Genomic DNA, 24,771 nt, shown 5'->3' with positions numbered 1-24,771 from the left:
AGACAACAGCGCCCCTCGGGCAGTGTGTAATAGGTTAACCCGCCAAATTCCGAAGAAGCCCTAAGTGTGGTTATCCCGGTCGCGTTTCGTTACAGCGACGACTGTCGGATGGCATCTAATCTCGTCAGTCATCACATCATGCTAACCGCGGTTCGCACCGGCGGAACGCGCGTCTTCCTCGCGGAACTCGGCGACGTCACCGGCGACCTCCGCCGCCCGCAGTTCGACCCGACGGATCTTGCCGCTGATGGTCTTGGGCAGCTCGGCGAAGGTGATGCGGCGGACCCTCTTGTAGCCGGCGAGCTGGGCGCGACTGTGGGCGAAGATCGCGTTGGCCGTCTCCTCGGTGGGTTCGTGGCCCGGGGCCAGCACGATGTACGCCTTCGGCACCGACAGACGGAGCTCGTCGGGGGCGGGTACGACGGCGGCCTCGGCGACCGCATCGTGTTCGAGCAGAACCGATTCCAGCTCGAATGGACTGATCCGGTAGTCGCTCGACTTGAAGACGTCGTCGGTGCGGCCGACGTAGGTGATGTAGCCATCGGCGTCGCGGCTGCCGACGTCGCCGGAGTGGTAGTAGCCGCCGGCCATCGCCGTCGCCGTCCGTTCGGGGTCGCCGTGGTAGCCGACCATGAGTCCGAGCGGCCGGTGCGCGAGGTCGATGCAGATCTCGCCCTCGTCGATGCCCGGGGTCCCGGTGGCGGGGTCGACGAGCTCGATCCGGTAGCCGGGGCACGGTCGGCCCATCGATCCGTCCTTGAGTGGTTGACCCGGCGAGTTCGCGATCTGCACCGTGGTCTCGGTCTGTCCGAAGCCGTCGCGGATCGTGACCCCCCACGCCCGGCGCACGCGGTCGATGACCTCCGGATTGAGCGGCTCCCCGGCGCCGACCGCCACCCGCGGCGGGGTCGTGAGATGCGACAGGTCGGACTGGATCAGCATGCGCCACACCGTCGGCGGGGCGCAGAAGCTGGTCACGCCGCAGCGCTGCATCTGATCCATCAGCGCCTTCGCGTCGAACCGCGCGTAGTTGTAGATGAACACGCACGCCTGGGCGTTCCACGGCGCGAACACGTTCGACCACGCGTGCTTCGCCCAGCCGGGGGAGCTGACGTTGAGGTGGATGTCGCCGGGGCGCAGACCGATCCAGTACATCGTCGACAGGTGGCCCACCGGATACGAGACGTGGGTGTGTTCCACCAACTTCGGCTTCGAGGTGGTGCCGGAGGTGAAGTACAGCAGCAGCGTGTCGTCGGCGCGGGTGGTGTGGCTCGGCGTGAACTCGGGTGGCGCGTCGGCGGAGTCGGCGTAGGAGGTCCAGCCGTCGACGGCGTCGCCGACCGCGATCCGAGTGTGACGGGCGCCGACCGCGTCGAAGGTGGGCGCGAGTTCGCTGCGGGCGATCACGTGGGCGACACCGCCGCGGTCGATGCGGTCGGCGATGTCGGCCTCGGAGAGCAACGTGGTCGCGGGGATGACGACGGCGCCGATCTTCATCGCCGCGAGCATCACCTCCCAGAGTTCGACCTGATTGGCCAGCATCAGCAGGATGCGGTCACCGGGCGCGACGCCGAGTCCGTCGAGCCACCCCGCGACCCGCGTGGAGCGGGTACTCATGTCGGCGAAGCTGTGGATCGATTCGCTGCCGTCCTCCTCGACGATCCACAGTGCCGGTGCCTCGTTCGGCGACCCGTCGGCGTTGCGGGCGATCGCGTCGAACCAGTCGAGCGCCCAGTTCCACTCGTCGAACTGCGGCCACCGGAACTCGGCGACCGCGGTCTCGTAGTCGTCGGCGTGGCGCACCAGGAGGTCGCGCGCCGAACGGAAGGTCTCGGTTCTGGATTCCTGCGAATGGGACACGGGCCACCTCTGGAGTCGGATTTTCGGCCGGGTTGGACACCTGGCGGGCAAACACTAGGATATGCAAGTATACCGTGATCGGGGACACACCCCGCCCACTCTCACCACATCGAGTCGGAGACACACCATGACCTCAGAGATCCCGCATTTCGTCGACGGTGCACGTCGGCCGGGCACGTCCGGACGGAGCGCCGACGTGATGAACCCGTCCACCGGCGCGGTGCAGGCGACGGTCCCTCTCGCCTCGGTCGACGAGGTCAACGAGGTCGTCGCGTCGTCGGTCGCCGCCCAGCGGGTGTGGGCCGCATGGAACCCGCAGAAGCGGGCGCGGGTGATGATGCGTTTCGTCGACCTGGTCAACCAGAACGCCGACGAGCTCGCCGAGCTGCTGTCGATCGAGCACGGCAAGACCATCGCCGACGCCCACGGCGACATCCAGCGTGGTGTCGAGGTCATCGAGTTCGCCATCGGGATCCCGCACCTGCTCAAGGGCGAGTTCACCGAGGGGGCCGGCACGGGCATCGACGTGCACTCGGTCCGCCAGCCCCTTGGTGTCGTCGCCGGCATCACGCCGTTCAACTTCCCCGCGATGATCCCGCTGTGGAAGGCCGGCCCGGCGTTGGCGTGCGGCAACGCCTTCATCCTCAAGCCGAGCGAGCGCGACCCGTCGGTCCCGCTGCGGCTGGCGGAATTGTTCCTCGAGGCGGGACTGCCCGCCGGGGTCTTCCAGGTGGTCCACGGCGACAAGGTCGCCGTCGACGCCCTGCTGACCCACCCCGACGTCCAGGCGCTGGGATTCGTCGGGTCGTCGGACATCGCGCAGTACATCTACGAGACCGCCGCGGCGAACGGCAAGCGGTCGCAGTGCTTCGGCGGCGCCAAGAACCACATGATCATCCTTCCCGACGCCGACCTCGATCAGGCCGTCGACGCGTTGATCGGCGCCGGCTATGGCAGCGCCGGTGAACGGTGCATGGCGATCAGCGTCGCCGTCCCGGTCGGCGAGGAGACCGCGAACCGCCTGCGCGACAGGCTGATCGACCGTGTGACCGCGCTGCGCGTCGGTCACAGCCACGACCCGAAGGCCGACTACGGCCCGCTGGTCAGCGGCGCTGCGCTCGAGCGCGTGCGCGACTACATCGGTCAGGGCGTCGACGCAGGCGCGGACCTCGTCGTCGACGGACGCGACCGCGCCAGCGACGACCTCACCTTCGGCGACGAGCAGCTCGAGGCCGGCTACTTCATCGGACCCACCCTGTTCGACCACGTCACCAAGGAGATGTCGATCTACACCGACGAGATCTTCGGCCCGGTGCTGTGCATCGTGCGGGCCGGTGACTACGAGGAGGCGCTCGCGCTGGCGTCGGATCACCAGTACGGCAACGGTGTCGCGATCTTCACCCAGGACGGCGACGCCGCCCGCGACTTCTGCGCGCGGGTCCAGGTCGGCATGGTGGGCGTCAACGTCCCGATCCCGGTTCCGGTGGCGTACCACACCTTCGGCGGCTGGAAGCGCTCCGGATTCGGTGACCTCAACCAGCACGGGCCGGCCGCGATCCAGTTCTACACCAAGGTCAAGACCATCACGACCCGATGGCCGTCGGGCATCAAGGACGGGGCCGAGTTCTCCATCCCCACGATGCAGTGAGCGTCCTCGACGCGACGCTGTCGGCCGACGACCGCGTGATCACCGATACCGCCGCGGCGTTCGCCGCGAAACGGATCGCTCCGCACGCGCTCGCCTGGGATGCCGAGAAACACTTCCCCGCCGAGGAACTCCGCGAGGCGGCGGAACTGGGGATGGCGGCGATCTACTGCTCCGAGGAGTTCGGTGGCAGCGGGCTGACGCGTCTCGACGGCGTGCGGATCTTCACCGAGCTCGCCGCCGCCGACCCGACCACCGCGGCATTCCTGTCGATCCACAACATGGCGACCTGGATGGTCGACCGCTACGGGACGGACGAGCAGCGGGCGACGTGGGTTCCGCGGATGGCGAGCATGGAGTCCATCGCCAGCTACTGCCTCACCGAGCCGTCCGCGGGGTCGGATGCGGCGGCCCTGCGGACCCGCGCCGACCGAGACGGCGACGATTTCGTGCTCAACGGTGTCAAGCAGTTCATCTCCGGCGCAGGTACATCCGATGTCTACATCGTGATGGCACGCACGGGCGGCGACGGTCCGAAGGGCATCTCCACCTTCATCGTCGAGAACGGCACACCCGGGCTGTCCTTCGGCGCGCAGGAGAAGAAGATGGGCTGGCACGCCCAGCCGACCGCTGCGGTCGTGTTCGACGACGTCCGCATCCCCGCGGCCAACATGGTCGGCGGCGATGCCGGCGAGGGGACGGGCTTCGGTATCGCGATGAACGGTCTCAACGGCGGCCGCATCAACATCGCGGCGTGTTCGCTCGGCGGAGCGCAGGACGCGATGGCTCGCACCCGCCGGTACCTGCGTGAGCGGGAGGCCTTCGGAGGCAGTCTCATCGACGAACCCACCATCCGTTTCGCCCTGGCCGACATGGCAATCGACCTCGAGGCGTCACGCCTGATGTTGTGGAACGCCGCGGCCGCCCTCGACGCCGACCACCCCGACAAGGTGACGAGCTGCGCGATGGCGAAACGCTTCGTCACCGAGCGGTGTTTCACCGTCGCCGACCAGGCGTTGCAGCTCCATGGCGGCTACGGGTACCTGCACGATTACGGGCTGGAGAAGATCGTCCGCGATCTGCGGGTGAACCGAATCCTCGAGGGAACCAACGAGATCATGCGCATGGTCATAGGCCGTGCCATCGCCAAGGAGAACCCATGACCACCATCGCGTTCCTCGGACTGGGCAACATGGGTGGACCCATGGCCGCCAATCTCGTCGCCGCCGGGCACACCGTCGCCGGATACGACCCGGTGCCCGCCGCGGCGGCCGCTGCCGCCGAGAACGGTGTCCTGCTCGCCGAGACCGCCGTCCAGGCCGTCGAACGGGCCGCGGTGGTGATCACGATGCTGCCCAGTGGTGCACTGGTGCGGTCGGCGTACGCGGAGATCCTCCCCGTCGCCCAGGACGGGGCGGTCTTCATCGACAGCTCCACCATCTCCGTCGACGACGCCCGTGACATGAACACCCTCGCCGCGGAATTCGGCTTCGCCCAGGTCGACGCCCCGGTCTCCGGTGGCGTGAAAGGCGCGGTCGCCGGAACCCTCGCCTTCATGGTCGGTGGAATCGACGACGCGTTCGCCGCCGCCTCACCCGTCCTCGAACCCATGGCGGGCAAGGTGATCCACTGCGGCGGTCCCGGAAGCGGCCAGGCGGCGAAGGTGTGCAACAACATGGTGCTCGCCGTGCAGCAGATCGTCGTCGGCGAGGCGTTCGTGCTGGCCGAGAAACTCGGACTGTCGGCGGAATCGTTGTTCGACGTGATCACCGGCGCCACCGGCAACTGCTGGTCGGTGCACACCAACTGTCCGGTACCCGGCCCGGTCCCCACGTCGCCCGCGAACAACGACTTCCGCCCAGGTTTCGCGACCGCCCTCATGCACAAGGACCTCGGTCTGGCCATGGACGCAGTCAGCTCCACCGGTGCCACCGCACCTCTGGGCACCCATGCCGCCGAGATCTATGCCGCATTCGCGGAGAGCAACGGCGGCAAGGACTTCAGCGCCATCATCGAGACCCTGCGCTGACCGCTGCGCAACGAGCGGGCCTGCGGTTCACACTGTGGAGTTGTCAATGTTCGTAGCGCTCCCGCTGCTGGGCGGGGCGTTGGGTCTATGACGGCGCTAGGCCGCCATCGGTTCCATGACGGTCAATGTTCTTCTGGTGTAGGCGGGTAGCGCGTTCCGTCTCAGGGGTGTCGGTCGTGGCCCATGACGATGTCCCAGCCTGCGGTGTGGACGGCGACGTGGCAGCGGCGACACAGGAGGCATCCGTTGTCGACGACGGTCGTGCCGCCGTCGGCGTAGTGGGTGATGTGGTGAACGTCGCACCATGCGGCGGGTGCTCCGCACTTGATGCAGCATCTGTCGCGAGCCAGAACGACTTTCCGTGCGTGCCCGGTGAAGGTGCGTTGTTCCGCTGCAACGCTGATGGGTGCGCCATTGAGGTCGACGCCGACACCCAACAGCTTCGCGTCACACCGCAACAATTTCGCCGTGAGATCACCGATGGGTCCCAGCCAGTTCAAGCGGGCCGGTTGGGGCCCCTGCAGAGGAACGGTGACGACCAGTTCGGTGGACGGCGGCCCCGACAACGCGTCCGGGGCGAGTCCGCGCGTGGCCAACTCCAACAACTGCCCGAACCCGTCGGCCCGTCGCTGTGCGGCTGATCGCTCGTCGGGTGTTCCGTCAGGTCGGGGTCGCGGCCTCGAAGCTCTGTCGATCGCGGTGATCAGTCGTTCGCCGGTCGCGACGTCGAGATCGAATGTGCCGTGGAGGCGTCCGTCGTCACCCTGGTGATATTGCATTTCGTTGTGCGCCGGGTCTTCGGCGATCGGGAGGTCAGGTTCCTCATCACGGGTGTGCGCGATCGCCACGGCGCGAGCATCGGCGATCATCTCCGTCGGTGTCGCGCCGGCAATGGCCTGCGCGATCAACCGCTGTTCGACGCCGGCGATCAGGTCGGACTCGACCGCTTCCCCGGTGCGGCGTGCGACGTGTTCGACTCCGCGGGCGACGGCATCGAGATGTTCAGCCGAGAGTGATCCGTCGCGGGCGTGGCGTGCGAGCAGGGACAGAGAGTGGCGGGCGCGCCCCAGCCTGATCATCCGCGATGCGACCGCGGGCGCGAGACCGTTGCGGCAGAGCAGTTCGCGCAGTGTGACGCCGCACCGCTTCGCTGTGCCCACGCGATCGGCCTGTGCGGTCAACCGCGCCACCAGGTCGTCGGCGACTGCGCGCAGAGCGACAGCCCCACGGATGGCGGCGACGATTTCTGCGTCGTCGTCACCGACGACGTTGTCTCGGCTCCCGAACTCGTCGATCAGACGGTCGGCAAGAGTGATGAATGATCCCCCGGTCATGCCCCGATCGTACATTCGTTCGAATGGGATCGCAAGAGTCAATGTTACGAATCATGTTGATAGACAGGTGATCTACGTGCGGGCGACGCCCCCGATCACCACGCTACCGAGGGGGTGCGACAGGAAAGGTTCGCGGCGGCGCGTTCATCCACAGGCCGGCTGAGGCACCTGCCCGATCGATCGCTTTACCTGCCCGATCGACGCAGACAAGTGCCCGATCGACGGTGGTGCCCAACCGCTCAGTCGGGCAACGGGATCAGAAATCGCCGGCCGAGCGGCGGAGTGTCTCGATGGCGTCGACGAGGGCACGCGACTGGTCAGCTGGGAGCCCGATGTCGGCGAAGACGTCGTCGTTGAGGGTGTTCGTGGCCTCTTCGACGGTGGAGCGCCCGATGTCGGTGATGCGCACGAGGGTGGTCCGCCCGTCGGTGGGGTGGGGGATTCGCTCGACGAGGCCGGCCGATTCGAGACGCCGGATGGCGTGGGTGACGCTGGTGACGTGCACCTGCAGTCGCACACTGGCTTTGGTGATGGGCAGCGCGCCGGTGCGGCTGAAGGCGAGCAGCCGCAGCAGTTCGAAGCGGGAGAAGCTCAGGTCGAACGGACGCAGTGCGGCCTCGACGCGCGCGAGCAGGATCTGGTGGGCGCGCATCACCGACGTGACGGCGACCATCCCGTCGGCGACGTCGCCCCATCCGGCGTTCGACCAGTTGTCGCGCGCCTTCGCTATCGGGTCGAAGGTGGGGCCGTCGGGGGACATGTCGTCATTCTCCCCGACGGCCCCGTCCGGCGTCACAACCCGGCGTAATCGGCTGCCTCACGCAACACGGCCTCGAGCATCGCCGGCGTGAGCCGACCGGTGAAGGTGTTCTGCTGGCTCACGTGATAGCTGCCGAACAGACGGAGCGGGGGCAGGCCGTCGCCGACGAGGTCGACCGACACGCCGTGACCGAACACCGGCCGCGGCGCGGGTATCGCGTAACCGTGCTCGCCCAGCGCGGTGAGAGCGGCCCGCCATCCGAAGGCGCCGAGCGACATCACCGACCGCACCGTCGGGGCGAGCAAGGTCAGTTCCGAGTCCGGCCAGTGCGAACACTCGTCGCGTTCGGCGGGTGTCGGCTTGTTCGCCGGGGGAGCGCAGTGCACCGGAGCGGTGATCCGTGTGCCGCGCAGGGTCAGTCCGTCGTCGGCGGAGACCGATGTCGGTTGGTTGGCGAGGCCCACCGCGTGCAGCGCCGCGAAGAGGACGTCCCCGCTGCGGTCGCCGGTGAACATCCGGCCCGTGCGATTGGCGCCGTGCGCCGCCGGTGCGAGTCCGATGATGAGGAACGCGGCGTCGGCCGGTCCGATGCCGGGTACCGGCCGGCCCCAATAGGTCTCGTCGGCGAAGGCGCGACGCTTCTCGCGGGCGACGCGCTCGCGCCACTCGACCAACCGCGGGCATGCCCGACACTGTGTGACGGCCTCATCGAGCGCCGCGAGGTCGCGAAAACGAGTCACACCCCGACGCTACGCCGCGCGGCAGCACTCTCAGGGTTCGCCGCTCACGATGACCAATCGCTGGGTCGCCCGGGTCATCGACACGTAGCGGTCGACCGCGCCGGTGATGCCGTCGCCGAACGACTCGGGTTCGACAAGCACCACCAGGTCGAACTCCAAGCCCTTGACCAGCTCCGGCGGCAACGATCGGACCCTCGCGGTCCCCGGGAACGTCGGGTCGCCGATGACGCAGGCGACGCCCGCCTCGTGCTCGGCCAGCCATGCGTCGATGATCGCGGACACGTCTCGACGAGGCCGGTGATCCACCGCGATGCCGTTGCGGCGGATCGAGGTCGGGACGTTCGCGTCGGGCAGCACTGCGAGGATCGTCGGCGCAGCGAGGTCCATCACCTCACCCGGGGTGCGGTAGTTGATGCGCAGCGATGCCGACTCGACGCGATCGAGACCGATCCGTCCGAGGCGCCGCTCCCAGCTCTCGGCGAACCCGCCGCGAGCCTGGGCCCGATCCCCGACGATCGTGAAACTCCCCGACGGACATCGGGAGACGAGCATCCGCCACTGAGCGTCGGTCAGCTCCTGCGCCTCGTCGACCACGATGTGCGCGAACGGGCCCGCCAACCGGTCGGGCTCGGCCGTCGGGCGGGCGGCCTCGTCGATGAGGACCTCGTGGAGATGACCACCGCGCAACATCGTCACCAGACTCGTGCTGTCACCGTCGCCGTCGGAGTCCCCGCCGTTGGTGTCCGCGCTGTCGGCGGCGATCAGGTCGTCGACCACGGCGGCCCTGCGCGCGCGTTCGGCCTCGATCGCGCCGCGTTGCGACAACCGACGCCGTGACGCCTCGGGATCGCCGAGCCGACGCCGCGCGGCGTCGAGCAGGGGGAGATCGGCGTCGGTCCACGGCCCGCCGGCCGTTCGTCGCACCGCGGCGAGCTCCTGCGCACCGAGCCACGGAGCGCACGCACGGAGGTATGCCGGCACCGACCACAGGTCGCCGACGAGATCGGCCGCCTCGATCATCGGCCACGCCCGCACGAGCGCCGAGGCCAGGTCGCGGTTGCGTTGCAACGACTTCCGTACCTCCGCAGGCGGCACGTCGTCGACGGCGGCCCCGACGATGTCGACCAGCGCATCCCAAATGCTGTCGTGCGCCTCGTTGTGCGGTGTGCCCCGCTCCACGGCGTCGAACGCTGCCGCCCAGTCCGACGCCCGAAGTCGGACATCGGCCCACTCGGTCTCGACCGTCATGGCAACGGTGGGTGGCTCCTCGTAGAACGCCACCGCGGACTCGACAGCGTCGAGCATCGGCAGCGACGACTTCACCGCGACGGCAACGGGATCGGACTCGACCTCGGCGTCGGCGCCCTCGGCGACCAGATCGCGCAGGGTCGCGGTCTGCACCCCTTCCTCGCCGAGGCTGGGCAGCACATCACCGATGTAGGCGAGATACGGATCGTGCGGACCGACGAAGAGCACGCCGCCACGATGATGGCCGAGCCGTGGATCGGAGTAGAGGAGATACGCCGTGCGATGCAGCGCCACCACGGTCTTGCCGGTGCCCGGCCCACCGTCGACGACGAGTGCGCCCCGCGACCCCGCGCGGATGATCGCGTCCTGATCGGCAGCGATCGTGCCCAGCACGTCGCGCATTCGCGGTGATCGGTCCGCGCCGAGACTCGCGATGAACGCGGACTGATCGTCGAGTGCCGGCTCCGGGTGACCACGCCCTGCACCGTCGGCGAGGAACACCTCGTCCCAGTAGTCGGTGACCTGGCCAAGCTCCCATCGGAATCGACGCCGTCGCGCCAGTCCCATCGGCCGGGCATGGGTGGCACCGAAGAACGGTTCGGCGGCGGGGGCGCGCCAATCGAGCAGCAGGGTCCGCCCCGACTCGTCGGTCAGTCCGAGCCGGCCGATGTACACCGGCTGTGGATCGTCCTCGGCGACCATGTGGCCGAGACACAGGTCGATGCCGTAACGACGCAGGGTCCGCAGGCGCGCGGTCAGGCGATGGATCTCCATATCGCGATCCATCGCGGCGCGACCGGTGCCACCCGGACTCGACCGCAGGACCGCGAGCCGACCTGTGAGCTCGGTGATCGACGCGTCCAGTGTCGCCGCGATATCCGCGAAGTGCTGCTCGTCGCCTCCGATGAGGAACGGATCGGCCTTCGCGGCGCGGCTGTCGGGAAGGGCGAACGCGGGCAGAGTCGGTGACGGCACGTAAGGGTCTCGATTCACTCGATCGGCGGTGTGGCCAGCGAGTATGCAACGAGCACAGGGTCTTGCGGCAAGACCCCCACTGCGCTATATCTTGAGAGTGGAAAGAGGCGTGACGCCGCCGATCCATTCCCACCTCATTCGAGTTCCCGCACAGTCCTTCCCCACGCCACGATCTCCGGATCGGTCAGCGCGTCGGTGACGAAGTCCGCGGTCAACGCCTTCCCCGCCTGCGAGGGCACCGCGATCACGAAGGCGCCCGCCGCCTGCGCCGCAACCACACCCGTCGACGAATCCTCGAGGGCCACACCGTCCGACGGTCGAGCGCCGAGCCGCTCGAACGCCACGAGGTAGGGCTCGGGATGGGGTTTGGCGTGGGCGACATCGTCGGCGGTCACCGAGACCTCGAAGTAGCGACCCAACCCCGATGTGCTCAGAGCCGCCGACAACAGTTGTCGCGGGCTGTTGGTCGCGACCGCGACCGGCACGCGGCCCGCGACCGCATCGAGCAGGACACGTGCCCCGGGCATCGGCGCCACGCCGTCGGACAACTCGCCGGCCACTCGCGCGAGGAGATCCACCTCGATGAGCGGACTGTCATCGGGACGGCCGAAGAACCGCGCGAGTTCTGCACATGCGGCGGGGACCGATCGTCCGATGAGCATGTCCTTCTCGGTCGGCCCGAATTCGTGGCCGTGCTCGGCGAACAAGGCTGCCTCGGCGCGTGACCAGCAGCTCTCGGTGTCGAGAAGCAGACCATCGCAATCGAACACGATCGCGCTCACCCGCGGTGGCAACATCATGGCCGCATCGTATCGAGATCGATCAGCTCACGAGCTCGACCACCTCCGGCCCCACGTACGTCGCGCGGGGTCGGATGATCTTGCGGCTCTGGGCCTGCTCGAGGATGTTGGCGCACCAACCGACCACCCGGCTCACGGTGAAGGTCGGGGTGAACATGGTTCGCGGGATCCCGCAGCGGTCCATCACCACGCCCGCGTAGAACTCGACGTTGGCGTACAGCGGACGGTCGGGATGCGATCGGGCCAGCTCCGACACCACTGCGCGCTCCACCTCGACGGCCAGGTCGACCGTGTCGCCACCCAGAACGATAGCGATGTCCCGCAACAGCTCCGACCGGGGATCGACGGTGCGGTACACCGCATGACCGAAACCCATGATGCGTGCGCCCGCCGCGATCTGTCCACGGGCCCAGTCGGTGGCCGTCTCGGCGCCACCGGTCAGCGCGATCTCGTCGAGGGAGTCGAGCGCTCGGTCGGGTGCGCCGCCGTGCAGCGGCCCGGAGAACGCGCCGATGGCGCCGCAGACCGCGGACACCAGATCGGCGCCGGTTGAGGCGATCACGCGCGCGGTGAAGGTCGACGCGTTGAAACCGTGGTCGATGGTCGCGATCAGGTACTGCTCGACGGCCCGGGCGTGTTCGGGTGTGGGCACCTCGCCGGTGATCGCGTGCAGCCAGTGGGCGGCGGTGTCGAGATCGTCGCGGGCCGGCGCCGGTTCGTCGCCGTTCGAGATGCGATGCAGGGCAGCCAGAATGGTCGGGGTCACCGCGCAGACCCGTAGGGCATGCCGGACGCGCGTGTCGGGATCGGCGTCCCACAGCGGTGCCATCCCCTCGAGCTCGGCGAGCGACGACAGCACGGTACGCAGGCCGATCAGGGGCCGACGACCGCCACCGGTGGCGGCGACCACCCGGATCACCGACATCAGGTCGTCGCCGATCGTGCGCAGCGACCGCACCTCGTTCACGAAGCGGTCGAGCTCGTACGCCTCGGGGAGGCGACCGTGCACGAACAGGAACCACACCTCCTCGAACGTCCGGTACCGCGCGAGGGAGACGGCGTTGTACTGCCGGTACTGGTAGAAACCCTCCTCACCGCGCACATCCCCGATCTCGGTGTGTGCCACAGACACATTGGACAGACCCGGTTCGGCCACGATGACACTCATGATCTCTCGTTTCTTCTCGACTGCTCAGGCGTTCTGGCCCTACATTCGACGCACGAGGCACGCCGGTCAATGTTGATCGGATCAACATCGGCGAGGGAGGTCCGACCGTGGCACGACGACATCCACACCGGTGGCCCACGGCCATGCGACACGACGGCCGCGACTACCTGACGACCGCTCAGGTGGCCCGCGCGCTGGGGATCAAACCTGCGTCGGTGTACGCGTACGTCAGTCGTGGGCAGCTCGAGAGCGTCCGCATCGCGGGCATCCGCGGCAGCCTGTTCGCCGTCGGCGAGGTCGAGGCCCTGCGCCGCCGCACCCAGCAACGGCCCCCGGCCGGGGTCGTGGAACGGATCCGCACCGAGATCACCCTGCTCGCCGACGACCACCTCTACTACCGCGGGCACGACGCCACCGAACTCGCCTTCACCGCCGACTTCCTCGAGGTCGTCGACCTCCTCTGGGGAACGACGTCCACCGGGTCCGATCGCCCGGCGGCGCAGGCCGTCACCCTTCCGACCCTGCCCGGAGCCGGTCGGCGACTGGACCGGATCCGGGTCACCGTCGACCTCCTGGGAGCCGCCGACGGATCCCGTGGCCGCATCGGTGCCGACGACGTGGCCCACAAGGCAAGGGGCGTCATCGACGCCGTCGTGGACACCCTGCCGATGGTGGCCGAGACCGGTGCGGGTTCGACGGTGGCACAACGCTTGTGGTGTCGGTTGTCGCCCATGGCACCGACGGCCCCACGGATCCGGCTGCTCAACGCCGCACTGATCCTGCTCGCCGATCACGACCTCGCCGCGGGCACGGTCGCGGCCCGTGTCGCGGCCAGTGCACGCGGCAGCATCTACGCGGTCATCTCGGCCGGACTGGGCGCGTTCGACGGGCCCCTGCACGGCGGAGCGACCACCCTGGCCTATGACTTCCTGGCCTCGGTGCTCGCCCATCCGGACGGGCCCGAACACCGCGTCGCGAAGTACCAGCGGGGTCACGAACTGCCCCCCGGGTGCGGTCACATCGTCTACCGCGATCACGATCCGCGCGCCGACGCGCTGCTCCGAGCGCTGGAGGCCGAGGGTGGTCGCCGCGACGTCGCCGCGGCCGTCGATGCCGTGCGCGCGGGAGTCACCGGGCGCCCCCGGGGCTTCGTCAACTCCGATCTCGCGCTGGCCGCGTTCACGCTGCGATACCGCATGGTGCCCGACGCCGCCGAGACGATCTTCGCCATCGCCCGTATCGCCGGGTGGGTCGCCCACGCCATCGAGGAGTACCGCGCGCCGCGCCTGCGATTCCGGCCCGAAGGTGTCTACACGGGCGTCCGACCCGCGACGTGACGCGCATCACCGCGCCGTTACCCTTGCAAAATGACCTCCAACACGGTCGACGAGATCGACGACGGCTACCAGCGCGGCCTCTCGGCCCGCACCGTGCAGATGATCGCCCTCGGCGGCGCCATCGGGACGGGCCTTTTCTACGGCGCCGGCGGCGCGATCGAGGACGCCGGTCCAGCGCTCATCCTGGCCTACCTCGTGGCCGGACTCGCGATCTTCGTCGTCATGCGCGCCCTCGGTGAGCTGCTCATCTATCGACCGGTCGCCGGGTCCATCTCGGAATACGCTCACGAATTCCTCGGCCGCTACCTGGGTTTCACCAACGGATGGACCTATTGGGCGGTGTGGACCACCACCTGCATGGCCGAGATCACCGTCGCCGGCAAGTACGTCAACTACTGGTTCCCCTCGATCCCGGTGTGGGTCACGGCTCTCGTCGTCCTCATCGCGCTGTTCGCGGCGAACCTGATCTCGGTCAAGGTGTTCGGCGAGGCCGAGTTCTGGTTCTCCATGATCAAGGTCGCCGCCATCATCGCGATGATCGGCATCGGCACGCTGGTACTGCTGCCCATCGCGGGCATCGGCCCCGAGACGGGACCCTCGTTGACCAATCTCTACAACGACGGTGGCTTCTTCGCGACCGGGTTCGGCTCGGCGCTGCTGAGCCTGCAGATCGTCGTGTTCGCCTATGTGGGAGTCGAACTCGTCGGCGTCACCGCGGGCGAGGCCGCCAACCCGAAGGTCACCCTGCGGAAGGCGATCAACACGCTGCCGTTCCGCATCGGCCTGTTCTACGTCGGTGCGCTCGTGGTCATCCTGTCGGTGCGCGGATGGCGCGAGTTCTCCGACGGCAACAGCCCGTTCGTCGAGGTGTTCGGCTACATCGGCATCCCCGGCGCCGCCGGCATCGTCAACTTCATCCTGCTGACCGCGGCCCTGTCGTCGTGCAACTCCGGCATCTACTCGACCGGACGCATGCTGCGCAGCCTGTCGCAACGGGGTGAGGCGCCGGGGAAGCTGTCGGTGATGTCGAGCCGGCAGGTACCGATCGGCGGCATCGTCCTGTCGGCCGGTGTGATGGTGATCGGCGTGATCGTGAACATCATCAGCCCCGATCGCGCGTTCGCCTACATCACGTCGGTCTCCACCGTCGGCATCATCTTCGTGTGGAGCTCGATCCTGATCAGCCACATGGTCTATCGCTCACGGGTGGCGGCGGGAACGGTCGAGGCGTCGGACTACCGGTTGCCCTGGGCGCCCGTCAGCACCGTCATCGCGCTGGCGTTCTTCGCCATGGTGGTCGTGCTGCTGTTCTTCAGCGACTCGGGCCGCATCGCGGTCGTCGTCGGCGCGATCTGGTTCGCCGGGGTGACCGTGGGCTATGTGATCTCCACGCGCCGAGGCGCTCGCACCGCAGCGTGAACGTTCTGCGCGCCCTCGGGAGCTGACTCTGCTGCTGGGATTTCGCGCCCAGCGGCTCGGCGTCGTCCCCACAGCGATGCCGACCCGCTCAGAGGGAATTCTCAGTCACTTCTCGCGGCGCGGCGGTCCGATCAGGCCGGGTGCGTCGAGCGTGCCTCCGAGGACCGGTCCCGGATCATCACGCCGATGTCGTCGATGAGCGTCGTCATCATCTCGGCGTAGCCCGACTGCTCCGGGCCGAGATCGGAGAGCGCACCGGCGCGCGCCCGCGCGGCGTCGAGGTGATCGGCCGCGGCGTCGAACGATCCGAGCCGCCGGAGATTGTCGGCGATGTTGAGGTGCAGCGACGGATAGAACGCCCCCACTTGCAGGCTCACGTGGTGCTCCTGTGCGCGCGAGTCGTCGAGGACGTCGGCGGCGTCGAGCGCACGTACATCCCACATCAGCGCCTGCGCCGGATCGTCGACCATGTCCGCGAGGTAGTGGGCGAGCACGCACCGGTGGAACGGGTCACCGCCGGAGGTGATCTCCGCCCAGAGGTCGACGAGGGTGTCGCGGTGGCGGGGGTCGCCGTCGACGCGATGCGCCCCGACCGCGGCGGTGATCCGATCCATGATCGGGTCGGTGGAGGGTCCCGGTGTGGTCATCGCGCCATCCTGGCAGCTCGATCGGACATCGACGCCGACCCTGCGATCTAGATCCGCAGGTCGACCCACACCAACCGGTGATCGCTGCTGACGGCTGGCGGCATCAGTTCTGCGCCGGGCTGCCCGGGAGCGGGCCAGAAGACCGCGGCACCGGCCACCGGGAGATCCTTCGACGGCAGGACGTAATCGACCCGCAGGTTGCCGGGAACCGGGTCGGAGAAGTCCGCGGTCCGCAGCTGCGGCGGTGTGCGGTGACCGGTCTCGCCGACCGAGGCGACCACCGCGCCGGCCGAGGTGGGCTGCGGGTCGCGCACCCGTGGCAACGACAACACCTGCCCGATAGCCCCGACACCGGGTCCGGGCGGTCCACCGTCGGCAGGGTCACTGTTCTGGTCGCCGACCATCACGAACGAGGCACCGGACTCGAGACCGCCGCGGCGGCCGGCGTCGTCGCGGATGTACTGCGCGCGTGCACCTCCGGCGATGTAGTCGGCGGAGAACCGCACCTCGTCGTGGTTGCGACGTCCGTTGCGGTCCTCGGGTCCGTCGAAGCTCGGGGGAGTGGGATGCGACGCCAACAGGTGAATCCGGCGACCGTGGACGTCGATGGGCAGATCCCAGTGCGACTTGCTCGACAACCGCAGGATGTCGGCGTTCACGCCGTAGTAGTCGCGCGGGATGAGGTTGCCCGGCTGGTCTTTCCAGAGGAAGTTCCGGAACGTGCGCACCTTCGCCGTGTCGATGGGGAACTTCGAGAGCACGAGCATCCCGTACTGGCCGGGGAAGGCCCCGAACCCGTAAGCGTCGTCGGGGCCGTCGGGGCCGTCGGTGCGACCGTCGCCGTTGAGATCGCGACCGGTCGGCACGCCGGTGTTGACCGGCGCGGTGTACATGAAGGGATAGTCGACGGGTGCGTGCCCGTTCTGCGACCGCTGGAGGTAGTTCGTGGTGAACGCCTTGGCGGCCTCGAGACCCGGGTAGTAGTCGAACTCGTTGAGCAGCAGGATGTCCGGATGGTTGATCTGGACGATCTGCGCGATGACCTTCGCCTGGGCGTTGGTCCCCGATCGGAGGTCGGTCAGCAGGGCGCCGTCCGAGCCGCGGTTGAGGCTCGCGTTGTACGTCGCGACGCGCACCGTGGACGCCTCCCCGGACGATCCGAACCCGGGTGCGGCCACGGCCGGGGTCACCGTCATGGTGCCGAGACCGACGACGAGCGCGGCCAGGAGGGCGGTACGCATACGCATCCGGCGAACATTAGCCGCGGTCAGCAAACGGGAGGTCACGCAACGGTGAACACCGCGCTCGTCCCGGCGATCGGTGTGACCGCGCCGCTCGCGGCCCTGCGGTTCCCGAAGTAGCGGACGCGGAACCGTCCCCGCGTGCCCTGGGGAACCGTCCATCGCACACTCACCACCGACGCCGTCGCCGATCCGGCGGGTCGCCGCCAGTGGAACTCGGTGCACCAGTCGTCGTCGTCGAACACCCGCGTCCACCGACCGTCGTCGGATCGTTCGATCGCGAGGTAAGTGTCTTCGGTGTGGAAGTCGTTGGTCGGGTGCGCGCCGACGAAGTCGGTCACCACCGTCGACCCGGGGGCGTACGACGCCCGCGGCGCGGTCAGCACGTCGCCGAACCGACGGCCCGCGACGGCGGTGTCCGGTGGGACGGCGGGCAGCAGATCGGGTTGGATCGAGGACTTGTCCAGCGGCGCCGGACCCCGGCCGATCGCCGACCCCGAGGCCATCGATCGCGCCAGGCGGTCGAACTCCTGCAGGTAGGCCGACAACGTCCACCGGCCGAACTGGGTCTCGCCGCCCTCGTACTGCTGGGCGTCGTACTCCTCGGGCGTCGTGACGTACTGGCTGTAGCCGTTGGCGTAGCCCTGCAGGAGCACGTCGTCGATGTCGATGCCCAGCGCGGCCGCGACGGTGCGCCGCACCCGTAACCCGGCGACGATCGTGAACTCCGCTGCGGCGCAGGCCAGCACGAGATCACCGATGCGCATGAGCTGGATGGGGAGGATCTGCGGGATCCACGGCCACGGCGGCAGCAGACCCAACGGCGCCACGATCAGCTTCGGGGCCTGGATGTCGCGCAACGACGGCGGGATCGGTGTCCTCTGGCCCTCGTCGAACAGCGGCACGGGCAGATTCCAGTTGTCCTCTCGGCTGGTCCCGAACGCGGCGGCACCCATGCACGCGGCACCGGTCCGCGCCGGTCGGCCGTCGGGTGTGTAGCGGCCGTCGATCGCGACCGCGGAGAAATCGACGTAGGTGACGGCCGAGGCGACACCGTTGCGCGACATCCTGCGGGCGCCACCGAGGGCCGTCGTGCCTGCACGATGTTGCCGATCGCCGATGATGAGGCAGTTCGTGCGGTTGTCGGCCGTCGGCCCGCCCGGCCGCAACGGACGCACCCACAGGTTGGGTGTCATGTCACCGGCGTTGGTCTGCGGGAACGATGCGATCACACCGGGGTTCTCGGTCTCGGCGCGGTAGCTGGCGTATCCCTTGTTGTCGCCGGAGATGAGGGTGTTGCGGTCGGTCAGCGAGGTGCCGTGTGTGGCGAACCAGGTGATGTGCCCGATGTCGGTGCCGTCGTCGCGGCGCAGACGTAGCGACGTGACGGCCGGGTCGATGGCGCGGGGGAAGACGCGTCGGTCGGAGGCGGGGTTGCGGTCGAACGCGATCCGCGACCGGTTGGCGCTCGCGTCACCGAGTTCGGTGCGGCCCAGCGTGATCGAGCCGGGCGCGAGGGCGGCGTGAGCCCGCTCGATCGCGGTGACGATGCCGTCGACCTCCGCGCGGTAGGATCGCTTCTTGAAGCCGTATGCGGCGAGCGTGTAGGCGTAGTCCCAGGCCGTCCCGCCGCACGAATTGTGGTTGTGCGTCGCGTTGAGGTTCACGTTGCGCTCGGTGTAGACGCCGCCGAGACGCGTTCGCAGCGCGGCGATCACGCCGATGTGCACCGACTGGAACAGGCACGCGATGTCGACGTTGACGAACGCGATCCGCTCATCGGTGGCGCGGTCGACCACGATGTACGCCCGCGCCCAGCACCGCGACAGGAGCCCGGTCGACACCTGCTCCTGCTCGGAGTACCCCATCATCCCCTCGCCGGCGACGGCGCCGGTGACGTCGGCCTTCCCGGCCCCGACGAACAGCCCGGTCACCGGCGTCGCGGTAGCGCGGCCGGCCACCGAGCCGGCGGCGCCGATCGCGGCGCCCGCGGCGAGGCCACCGAGAACGGTCCTGCGTGGGATTTCTGTCGACGAGGTCTCGCCGGCGCTCACCTCGGGGGTCATCGGCCCAGAACTCCTGTCAGGTGATCGTTGGCGAAGACGCGGTCGGGATCGAACATGTCACGCACGGCGAGGAATTCGTCGAAGCGGGGGTACACCGTGCGCAGGTCGTCGGCGGTGCGTGTGTGCATCTTGCCCCAGTGCGGTCGCCCGTCGCGGGCGAACAGGACCTTCTCGATCTCGGTGAAGTAGTCGTCGGGGCGGTCGCCGTGGAACCGGTGCACCGCGATGTACCCGGTGGTGCGGCCCGACGCCGTCGACAGCATCAACTCATCGGCCGCGGCGGCCCGCACCTCGATCGGGAACGACACCTTCCATCCCCGTGTCCCGATGAGGTGCCGGATCTCGGCGACGGCCTCGGGGATCTCCGCGAGGGGGATCGCGTACTCCATCTCACGGAACCGCACCCGCCGGTCGGAGACGAACACGTCGTGCGAGGCGTCGACGAACCGTCGCGCCGACAGGGCTCCACCGGCGATCCGCGCCAATCGTGGTGTGAGCGAGGGTATGCGGGCCCCGGCCGAACACATGGCCCCGAACACCCCGTTGCTGAGCAGTTGGTCGTCGAGGTAGCGGCGGACCTTGCCGGGGCCCTCGGCGGGGGTGTCGGCCGGTAGTCGTCGATTGGTCTTGGTGAGCGCGACGTCGGTGTGCGGGAACCAGTAGAACTCGTGGTGGTCGTTGGTCGCGACGGCGTCGAGGAAGCCGCCGATGGCGTCGTCGACGTGCACGGGTCGTTCCACCGCCTCGAGGGCGAACGCGGGGACGCACGCGAGGGTGATGTCGGTGAGGATGCCGAGGGCGCCGAGGCCGAGGGCGGCGGCCTGCAGGGTCGCCCGGTCGTCGTCGGTCACGGTGACCGTCTCGCCGGTGCCGGTGACCAACGTGAGTCCGACGATCTGGGTGGCGAGGCCACCGAAGTTCCTCCCGGTGCCGTGTGTTCCGGTCGAGGTCGCACCGGAGATGCTCTGTGCGTCGATGTCACCGAGGTTGGGCATGGCGAGGCCCAGCGGTTCGAGCAGAGCCGGCAGGTCGTGCAACCGGGTGCCCGCGCGAACGGTGACTCGGCGGGTGGCGGGGTCGGCGTGGACGATCCCGCTCATCGCGGTCGTGTCGATCTGGATGTCGCGCGCGACGGCGAGACCGCTGAAGCTGTGTCCGGATCCGACCGCCTTCACGGTGGCCCCCTCCGAGCGCGCGCGACGCACCACCGCCGCGACGTCGTCGGCGTCGGTCACGGGGACAACCTCGCGGGGTGTCACCGCCTGCGTGCGACCCCAGTTCGTCCACGGCACAGTCGTCGTCACAGGAAACACTTCCCTTCACCTCGGTAGGTCGGCACGGTGTCGACGACCTCGTCGCCGTCGACGATCACGATCGTCGCGCAGTGCTCGGCGGGTTCGCCGGACTTGGTGTGGCGGAACCAGACCCGGTCACCGATCGCGAGCGCGTCGGCGGCATGGCCGCGCAGAGGAGTCTGCACCTCACCGGCCGCCTCGCGGTCGATGTAGGCCAGACCCGGCGGCCACACGGGCAGGGGGAGTCGGTCGGGCGCCGGTGGACCCGAGGCGATCCACCCACCCCCGTGACAGGTGACCATGCCCTGGCGCGGCCGGCGCACCACCTGCAGCCCGAACCCGAGTGCCGGTGCGGGCCGGAAATGCGAGTAGGTGTCGAACAGGTGCCCGCCGAAGAACCCACTGCCCGCGGCGATGTCGGTCACCGAGGGGTCGGCTGCGGTCGCCTCGAGCGATCCCGTGCCACCTGCGTTGACGAACTCGAGGTCGCAGAGTTCGCCGATCGCGGCGACGGCGGCGCCACGGCGACGGCGCAGTTCGACCATCGACGCCGTCTGCATCGCGCGGATCAACCGATTGCGCAGAGGTGCGCCGCGTCGCAGGCCGCCGGGTGCGGCGTCGCCGACCCCGGCGATCTGGGCCTCGTACGACATCACGCCGACCAGGGTCACCCCGGGACGGGCCGCGATCGCCCTCGCCAAAGCGACCGCGTCGTCGACGCTGTGGACGGGGGAGCGGTGGACACCGATGTGACCGACGAGGGGGGCGTCCAGCGAGGCGTCGAGGTCGATGGCGACCCGGATCGGATGTGCGGGAACGGGTGCGGCGGCATCGATGAGGTCGAGGTGGTCGGTCGAGTCGACGAGCAACGTCACCCGCGACGCGGCGACCTCGTCGGCGGCCAGGACCGCGATCGAGGCGCGCCGCGCGGTCGGATACCCCATGAGCACATCGGTCACGCCGGATCGTGTCGCCAACCAGATGGCCTCGTCGATGTCGTAGGCCAACACCCCGGCGAAGCCGTCGCGCGCGAGGATTTCGTCGATCACCGACCGCACCCGCAGCGACTTCGACGCGACCCGGATGGGCACACCGCCGGCACGGCGACGCAGGTCGGCGACGTTCGCCTCGAACGCGGTGCGGTCGAGTGCGACGACGGGACCGTCGAGGTGTGCCGTGGCGCGGTCGATCCGGTCCCACTGATCGATGTGGGTGGCGGCGGTGGTCATCGGACCGACCGGACGCGCAGCACCGACAGTCCGCCCGCGATGCCGAGGATCGCCGACACGGCGAACAGGGCGACGAACCCGCCTGTCGCGGCGACGATCCCGGCGCCGATGAGGGGCCCGAGCGCCTGGGGCACGGCCATGGCGATGTTCATGATGCCGAGGTCCTTTCCGGTGTGATCGGCGGAGGGGAGTACCTGGGTGGCCAGCGCCTGGTCGACGCCGAGAAAGCTGCCGAACCCCGCTCCGAGCAGGGCTGCGGCCACCATCGTGGTGGGGACGCCGGTGGAGATCGCGATGGCCGCGGCGGCGAGGCCCTGCAACGCACCGGCGGCCAGCACGAACGGCTTGCGGCGCCCGATCCGGTCGCTGAGGATGCCCGACCCGATGGCGGCCGAGATCACGAACACCATGTAGATCGCGGTGAGCAGCAACAGATCACCCTGCGCGTCGTCGACCCGGAGCCCGAACTGCAGGTAGTAGAGGAGCAGCGAGGTGCCCAGAGCATTGCCGACGTTGACGAGGATCCGACCGAGCAGCGTCCACCCGAAGTCGGGGTGCTCGCGCGGCGACACCCACAGTTCGCCGATGACGCCGGCGACGGTGAGGCGCTCGCGATCCCGGGCCGGGTGTGGTGGATCGTCGACGGTGATCACGAAGGGGAGCACGCACACGACCAGCAGGGCGGCGACCACGAGAGAGCCTGCGCCGGTGGAGAGTCCGAGCGCGGAGATCAGTCCGATGCCGACGATGACGCCGATCGCCTGCGGTGCCGACACCCAGCTCGAGACCACGCCGCGCTGCGCCACCGGCACCCGATCGCCGATCAGGGCGGTCAGTGCCGCCGACGCGGTGCTGAAGCCCACGATGGCCACACACCAGCAGACGGTGATGCCTACCAGGCCGTGTCGTGTGCCGAGGATCGCCAGGGCGCCGGCGAACAGGAGCACCCCGCCCACGATCCACGGACGGCGGCGGCCGAAGCGGCTCGTGGTGCGATCCGACAGCGCGCCGGTCAGTGGGAACGCGATCAGTGCGAAGACCGCCGAGATCCCCGACACGACACCGAAGGTGGTGACGCTGTGCTGCCAGGTGTCGTCGGTGATCGTGTCGCCGATACCGAGTCGGTCGTTGATCTGCTCGGGCAGGGTGAGCTGTAACGGGGTCAGTTGCGCCATCCAGATCCCCAGCCAGGCGACGGCGAACAGTCCGATCCACCGCGCGTCGACACGGGCCGGTGTCGCGGTGTCGGGCCGGGTCACGCCGGCTCCAGGTGGGTGAGCAGCACCGTCACACAGGCGTCGACGATCCGCCGGGCGTTCACGAGATCGCCGGTGGTGAGGTAGGCGACGGTGAGGCCGTCGGTGGCCGCGACCACGATGGGGGCGAGTTCTTCCGGCGGGGTGCGCCAGCGTCGCCCGGACGCCTCGGTCGCGGCGGTCAGTGCGCGAGCGGCGAGCTGGTAGTAGCGCTCGTAGGTCCGCGCGGCCAGCGCCTCGAGACCCGGTGTGCGACGTGCGTACCGGGCCAGCGCCATCATGGCCTGTTCGCGTGCCGGGTCGGCGAGAAGGCTGTCGAGGTATCCGGTCAGGCCGCCGCGCAGGAGGTCGTCGATGTGGGGACGGTCGGTCGGGTCGGCGCTCGGCGCGCCGTCGGGGGTGGTGAGCACGGCGTGGACCGCGGTGTCCTCGCTCGACAATCCCGCGACCACCAATGCCTCGAGCAACGCCGCCCGCGAATCGAACGCGTAGTGGAAGCTCGCCAGCGACATCCCGGCCTCGGCGCAGATGCGTCGGGTCGTCGCGGCGTCGACACCGTGCTCGGCGACCACCCGGAACGCGGCCGCCACGAGGCGGTCGCGACGCTCGTCGACGGGTATGCGGGCGATGATCGGCTCCTGGTTCACAGCAAGTGGGTCAAGTGACCCAGTTGCCGTGAACCGTAACCGACGGCGACAGATCGCGCGAGCATTATCGTGGGAGTCATGTCCGGCCCGCCCCCGAGTACGCGCGTCGACAGCTGGATCTGGGCGGTGCGGCTGACGAAGACGCGATCGCAGGCCGCATCGGCCTGTCGTGGCGGGCACGTGAAAGTCAACGGCACGCCCGCGAAACCCGCCCAGCACGTCGCCCCCGGCGACGAGGTGCGGTTGCGCGTCGGTGGCCGTGACCGCATCGTCGAGGTCGTGACCGTGCTGTCCAAGCGCGTGGGACCGCCGGTGGCCGCGGCGGCGATGATCGACCGCAGCCCGCCTCCGCCGCCCCGGGAGGTCCTGGCGTCGATCCCGTCGCGCGATCGGGGTGCGGGTCGTCCCACCAAACGTGAACGCCGCGACACCGACCGTCTGCGCGGACGCGAGAACTCTCCGTGATCGCCGACGGCGGCCCTACACTCGGCGGTGTGCACCGACCCCCAGCAGCCCCGCGGCCGTTCGTCGCGATCGTGGCCGTGGTGATCGCCGCGGTGGCGCTGCTGGCGGGCTGTTCGGACTCCGGCGACGGGGGTTCGGCGTCGGCGTCGTCGAGCGCGGCCACCGCGGCCGGGACGGGGCCCTTCTTCGGCGAGTGCGGCGGGGTCACCACCGCGGAGGTGTCGCAGATCGTGGGCATCGCGGGACTCACCAACACCACGAACAACTCGTCGGGCTGTGAATGGGTCACCAGCGCCGATCAGCTCGGGCCGCAGTTCTCGTTCAACTGGTACCGCGGCAGTCCGATCGGCCGCGAACGCGCCACCGAACAACTCTCCCGTGAATCCGTCTCCGACCTGACCATCAACGGCGCCAAGGGGTTCATCGCCTCCGACGTCGGCATCTGCGAGATCGGTATGGAGTTCGGCGGCGACTTCTTCGAGTGGTCGGTCAGCTACGGCCTGCCCGCCCCGGGGGTGGCGCAGCGTTCCACCGATCAAGTGTGCGGCGCGGCCAAGCAGCTGTCCACGATGTCGATCGAGCGTGCGAAGTGACGCGGCGGACCGTCGCG

General features: G+C 69.1%; 21 protein-coding genes. 7 read left to right on the top strand and 14 right to left on the bottom strand.

Translation table 11 applies throughout. The features are described 5' to 3' along the window. Positions 1–141: 141 nt before the first annotated feature. Positions 142–1,860 carry an AMP-binding protein gene (locus tag ASG12_RS18330; protein ID WP_055792802.1) on the bottom strand — a complete coding sequence of 573 codons (1,719 nt, stop codon included), beginning with the start codon at positions 1,858–1,860 and terminating at the stop codon, positions 142–144. A 127-nt stretch (positions 1,861–1,987) separates the two neighbouring features. Here ASG12_RS18330 and ASG12_RS18325 point away from each other — a divergent pair, with 127 nt between their 5' ends. From ASG12_RS18325 to mmsB, 3 genes are read left to right on the top strand one after another with little or no spacing between them, the layout of a single operon-like run. Beyond that, positions 1,988–3,508 carry a CoA-acylating methylmalonate-semialdehyde dehydrogenase gene (locus tag ASG12_RS18325; RefSeq protein ID WP_055792799.1) on the top strand — a complete coding sequence of 507 codons (1,521 nt, stop codon included), beginning with the start codon at positions 1,988–1,990 and terminating at the stop codon, positions 3,506–3,508. Beyond that, positions 3,505–4,668, top strand: coding sequence for an acyl-CoA dehydrogenase family protein (locus ASG12_RS18320; RefSeq protein ID WP_055792796.1), 1,164 nt, complete (start codon positions 3,505–3,507; stop codon positions 4,666–4,668). The genes ASG12_RS18325 and ASG12_RS18320 overlap by 4 nt, the downstream gene beginning before the upstream one ends. Continuing rightward, positions 4,665–5,534 (top strand): 3-hydroxyisobutyrate dehydrogenase, encoded by an 870-nt coding sequence (gene mmsB, locus ASG12_RS18315; RefSeq protein WP_055792794.1) that lies wholly within the window; start codon positions 4,665–4,667, stop codon positions 5,532–5,534. The genes ASG12_RS18320 and mmsB overlap by 4 nt, the downstream gene beginning before the upstream one ends. Before the next feature lie 161 nt (positions 5,535–5,695). On the opposite strand, the gene ASG12_RS18310 is transcribed toward mmsB, so the two are convergent. The 6 genes from ASG12_RS18310 to ASG12_RS18285 all read right to left on the bottom strand — a co-directional run bounded on the left by ASG12_RS18310 (position 5,696) and on the right by ASG12_RS18285 (position 12,559). Next, positions 5,696–6,868 carry an HNH endonuclease signature motif containing protein gene (locus ASG12_RS18310; RefSeq protein ID WP_162243439.1) on the bottom strand — a complete coding sequence of 391 codons (1,173 nt, stop codon included), beginning with the start codon at positions 6,866–6,868 and terminating at the stop codon, positions 5,696–5,698. A 256-nt stretch (positions 6,869–7,124) separates the two neighbouring features. Next, positions 7,125–7,628 (bottom strand): MarR family winged helix-turn-helix transcriptional regulator, encoded by a 504-nt coding sequence (locus tag ASG12_RS18305; protein WP_045823841.1) that lies wholly within the window; start codon positions 7,626–7,628, stop codon positions 7,125–7,127. Between the two features lie 32 nt (positions 7,629–7,660). Beyond that, complete coding sequence (locus tag ASG12_RS18300) at positions 7,661–8,368, bottom strand: uracil-DNA glycosylase (protein ID WP_055792788.1); 708 nt, start codon at positions 8,366–8,368, stop codon at positions 7,661–7,663. Between the two features lie 30 nt (positions 8,369–8,398). Continuing rightward, positions 8,399–10,591 (bottom strand): RNA polymerase recycling motor ATPase HelR, encoded by a 2,193-nt coding sequence (helR, locus tag ASG12_RS18295; RefSeq protein ID WP_055792787.1) that lies wholly within the window; start codon positions 10,589–10,591, stop codon positions 8,399–8,401. Between the two features lie 134 nt (positions 10,592–10,725). Further along, a complete protein-coding gene (locus tag ASG12_RS18290; RefSeq protein ID WP_055792783.1) occupies positions 10,726–11,391 on the bottom strand; it encodes an HAD family hydrolase in 666 nt (221 codons plus the stop codon). 22 nt (positions 11,392–11,413) lie between these two features. Next, the gene (locus ASG12_RS18285) at positions 11,414–12,559 is read right to left on the bottom strand and encodes a citrate/2-methylcitrate synthase (RefSeq protein ID WP_055792781.1); all 1,146 of its coding nucleotides are present in this window, start codon (positions 12,557–12,559) and stop codon (positions 11,414–11,416) included. Between the two features lie 107 nt (positions 12,560–12,666). Between ASG12_RS18285 and ASG12_RS18280 the strand changes: the two genes are divergently transcribed. Both ASG12_RS18280 and ASG12_RS18275 read left to right on the top strand, forming a co-directional pair. Then, positions 12,667–13,896: a citrate synthase gene (locus ASG12_RS18280; RefSeq protein ID WP_055792778.1), complete on the top strand. Its 1,230-nt coding sequence runs from the start codon at positions 12,667–12,669 to the stop codon at positions 13,894–13,896. Between the two features lie 30 nt (positions 13,897–13,926). Next, on the top strand, positions 13,927–15,315 hold the full coding sequence (locus ASG12_RS18275; protein WP_055792775.1) for an amino acid permease: 1,389 nt from the start codon (positions 13,927–13,929) through the stop codon (positions 15,313–15,315). A gap of 131 nt (positions 15,316–15,446) precedes the next feature. Here ASG12_RS18275 and ASG12_RS18270 read toward each other — a convergent pair whose 3' ends face one another. From ASG12_RS18270 to ASG12_RS18240, 7 genes are read right to left on the bottom strand one after another with little or no spacing between them, the layout of a single operon-like run. Then, positions 15,447–15,962, bottom strand: coding sequence for a hypothetical protein (locus ASG12_RS18270; protein ID WP_055792772.1), 516 nt, complete (start codon positions 15,960–15,962; stop codon positions 15,447–15,449). A gap of 47 nt (positions 15,963–16,009) precedes the next feature. Beyond that, a complete protein-coding gene (locus ASG12_RS18265) occupies positions 16,010–17,209 on the bottom strand; it encodes an endonuclease/exonuclease/phosphatase family protein (RefSeq protein ID WP_055792769.1) in 1,200 nt (399 codons plus the stop codon). A 35-nt stretch (positions 17,210–17,244) separates the two neighbouring features. Continuing rightward, a complete protein-coding gene (locus ASG12_RS18260; RefSeq protein WP_055792766.1) occupies positions 17,245–19,269 on the bottom strand; it encodes a neutral/alkaline ceramidase in 2,025 nt (674 codons plus the stop codon). Beyond that, positions 19,266–20,582, bottom strand: a complete 1,317-nt coding sequence (locus tag ASG12_RS18255; RefSeq protein WP_055792763.1) for a D-arabinono-1,4-lactone oxidase — start codon at positions 20,580–20,582, stop codon at positions 19,266–19,268. The genes ASG12_RS18260 and ASG12_RS18255 overlap by 4 nt, the downstream gene beginning before the upstream one ends. Beyond that, complete coding sequence (locus tag ASG12_RS18250) at positions 20,570–21,793, bottom strand: alanine racemase (protein WP_055792762.1); 1,224 nt, start codon at positions 21,791–21,793, stop codon at positions 20,570–20,572. The genes ASG12_RS18255 and ASG12_RS18250 overlap by 13 nt, the downstream gene beginning before the upstream one ends. Continuing rightward, the gene (locus ASG12_RS18245) at positions 21,790–23,052 is read right to left on the bottom strand and encodes an MFS transporter (protein WP_055792759.1); all 1,263 of its coding nucleotides are present in this window, start codon (positions 23,050–23,052) and stop codon (positions 21,790–21,792) included. The genes ASG12_RS18250 and ASG12_RS18245 overlap by 4 nt, the downstream gene beginning before the upstream one ends. Then, positions 23,049–23,696, bottom strand: coding sequence for a TetR/AcrR family transcriptional regulator (locus ASG12_RS18240; RefSeq protein WP_235457524.1), 648 nt, complete (start codon positions 23,694–23,696; stop codon positions 23,049–23,051). Before ASG12_RS18240 ends, ASG12_RS18245 begins: the two co-directional genes overlap by 4 nt. Positions 23,697–23,774: 78 nt before the next feature. On the opposite strand from ASG12_RS18240, the gene ASG12_RS18235 reads away from it, so the two are divergent. Together ASG12_RS18235 and ASG12_RS18230 are read left to right on the top strand one after the other, a co-directional pair. Then, positions 23,775–24,161, top strand: a complete 387-nt coding sequence (locus ASG12_RS18235) for an RNA-binding S4 domain-containing protein (RefSeq protein ID WP_055792756.1) — start codon at positions 23,775–23,777, stop codon at positions 24,159–24,161. Between the two features lie 29 nt (positions 24,162–24,190). Continuing rightward, the gene (locus ASG12_RS18230; RefSeq protein WP_235457522.1) at positions 24,191–24,754 is read left to right on the top strand and encodes a DUF3558 domain-containing protein; all 564 of its coding nucleotides are present in this window, start codon (positions 24,191–24,193) and stop codon (positions 24,752–24,754) included. Positions 24,755–24,771 lie beyond the last annotated feature (17 nt).

It is taken from the genome of Williamsia sp. Leaf354, from assembly GCF_001424365.1.
Classification (GTDB): domain Bacteria; phylum Actinomycetota; class Actinomycetes; order Mycobacteriales; family Mycobacteriaceae; genus Williamsia_A.
Note: the sequence above shows the minus strand (reverse complement) of the source record. Positions and strands in the feature narration are given on the sequence as shown.